General features: G+C 32.4%; 2 protein-coding genes. Both read left to right on the top strand.

The window, feature by feature from the left end:
• A partial coding sequence (locus Q361_RS13405; RefSeq protein ID WP_317047149.1) for an RHS repeat domain-containing protein occupies window positions 1-1,402 on the top strand: 1,402 nt, incomplete at its 5' end.
• Between the two features lie 14 nt (window positions 1,403-1,416).
• Window positions 1,417-2,085, top strand: coding sequence for a hypothetical protein (locus Q361_RS13400; RefSeq protein WP_103727231.1), 669 nt, complete (start codon window positions 1,417-1,419; stop codon window positions 2,083-2,085).
• Window positions 2,086-2,410 lie beyond the last annotated feature (325 nt).

Below are 2,410 nucleotides of genomic sequence, written 5' to 3'. Positions count from 1 at the left end.
CGTACAAGATATAAGTGGCAATCCTACAGGTTTTAAAGATGTAGTAAACACTCAAGATTTTTATTATGATGCCAATGGCAATATGTATAAAGATGCCAATAAAAATATTACAAGCATTACCTACAACCATTTAAACCTACCAACAAAAATTGTTTTTGCAGGAACAACTAAAAATATTGTGTATCTTTACGATGCAACAGGGCAAAAAGTAAAAAAAGTGGTAACAAACGGCACTACAATTACAACTACCGATTATTTAACAGGCTATCAGTATGAAAATGCTGTATTAAAGTTTTTTCCTACTGCCGAAGGTTATGTAAACAATACCGTAGTAAATGGCATAAACAATTACAACTATGTATACAATTATACAGACCATTTAGGTAACATACGATTAAGCTATAGTAAAGACCCTGTAACCCAACAGCTCAAAATACTTAGCGAGAACAACTACTACCCTTTTGGTATGAAACACGAAAAGTATAATGTGCAAGAATACCAATATATTGTTGGAGGTAAGGGCAATATGGATTACTATATTGGAGCGGCAAGTGTAGTAAATAAAGACCCCTACAAGTATAAGTACCAAGGAATTGAGCTACAAGACGAGTTGGGGCTTAACATGTACGACATGGATATGCGAGATTATGACCCAGCAATTGCGAGATGGGTCGTTCAAGACCCAATAACTCATCATAGCCAGTCTCCATATTGTGCTTTTGATAATAATCCAGTGTTTTGGAAAGACCCAAGTGGTGCAGACGGAGAGTTACCTGATTGGGCTCAACAATTATGGGATGCAACTCCAAATGACGGTAATGTTTATACATATACATTTACTAATCAAACAGAAACAGAGGATAATGAAAATGAAGAAAATGAAACAACAGCAACATTAACAAATGTCCTAACTCCCACCGAATTTCAACAAGACCCAAAGAAACCCGGCAATATGGATTTGTTAAGTGAGAAATCTTTCAAATTCAAAAATGTAACCAAGACATTTAGAGCGGCAAGAATTACAAACTTATATTTTTCTATTTATGACGCAGCTACAAAGACCACTTACGAAAGCTCTTTTAGCTTAGAAATTGGTGTGCCTATTTCTAGTAAAGATGGGAAAGTTTATGGGCTACAAAATACGGTTGACAAGTGTACTATGGTATTAAATGCAACTGCGACACAATATATGATGATTGAAGAAGTGATGTCTAGCCCCTTGTTTCACAAATTAACAGTTAGTGATTCGACACTTCCTTATATTTTCGCTACTTTAGCACAAGCTAAATTAAATAAATACATACCTGGTTCTACAATAACTGCAAATACATATCAATATAAAACTGTAAATGAAAAATCTGCAGTTTGGATAAATTGGTTTAAGAAATTATTTACAGAGTAATTAAGTTTTAAAAAATGAAAATCAATAAAAAAATTATTTACTTATTTGCAGTTCTTTGTTTAGTATCTTGCAAAAAAGAAATTCAGATAGATAAAGATTCAATAATGGATATTACAAAAAAAAAATGGTTAGTCTATGATAATAGTTTTCAATCTTCTTGGAAAGCTACTATTATGCCAATTATATTAGATTTTGAGAAGGATAAAGTTTCTTTAAATTTTAGTAATTCGGTTCATAAATACGATATTTTGGGAGACGATTTGTTTTTGGATGGTAAATCAGTCTTTAAAATAACATATAATGAGGACAATACCTTGACTCTCCATAATAATGATGAAGTGAGAAATTATTTTGCGCTATCTGAAGGAGTCTTTACAAACATAGACAAGTCAACTTTTGAAAATATTCTTACCTCTAAAACATGGTTTTTTAAAGACCTTGATGCAAAATTTAGCGGAACAGAAATTGATTTTTATGATAAACAGGGAGAATTTATAAAAAGTGGATTTTATACAACCGCACTTTTTAACAAAGAAATATTAATGTTTTTAAAGATAGATGGGGAAAATGAAAAGGAAACCTATATCATTAATTCAATAAATAAAGACAGAATAATATTAAAGAAAGTACTCAAAGAGAATAAATTTCAGACCATAACACTTACTGAGGCAAATAAGAGTTGAAATTATTGGAGTAATTTATGAAAAAACACAAAGGATTTATTTTGCTTGCAATAGTTGTTATTGCTATGATGGTCGTTGGCTTTTTAATGAAAAAAGATCGTGTTGTTTATAATTATGGCGACCCCCCCGCTAGCGCGAGCATCTTGCTCGTGCCCACAAAGAAAATAACACCAAAAACCACATCTTAACGGTGTGGTTTTTTAATTTACACCGCTCTACAACGGCAATATAGCCGAAACCTATTGGCGTACACAAACCGACAATGTATTGCGCAAATACGGCTATCAATACGATAATTTAAACCGACTTACCAACGCCATATACC

This window comes from Flavobacterium croceum DSM 17960 (genome assembly GCF_002917885.1).
GTDB lineage: Bacteria > Bacteroidota > Bacteroidia > Flavobacteriales > Flavobacteriaceae > Flavobacterium > Flavobacterium croceum.
This window is presented reverse-complemented; position numbering and strand designations above follow the sequence as displayed.

Bases quoted from the DNA above. Each gene is read 5' to 3' on its own strand.
- Q361_RS13400 (WP_103727231.1), top strand. From the start codon at position 1,417: ATGAAAATCAATAAAAAAATTATTTACTTATTTGCAGTTCTTTGTTTA.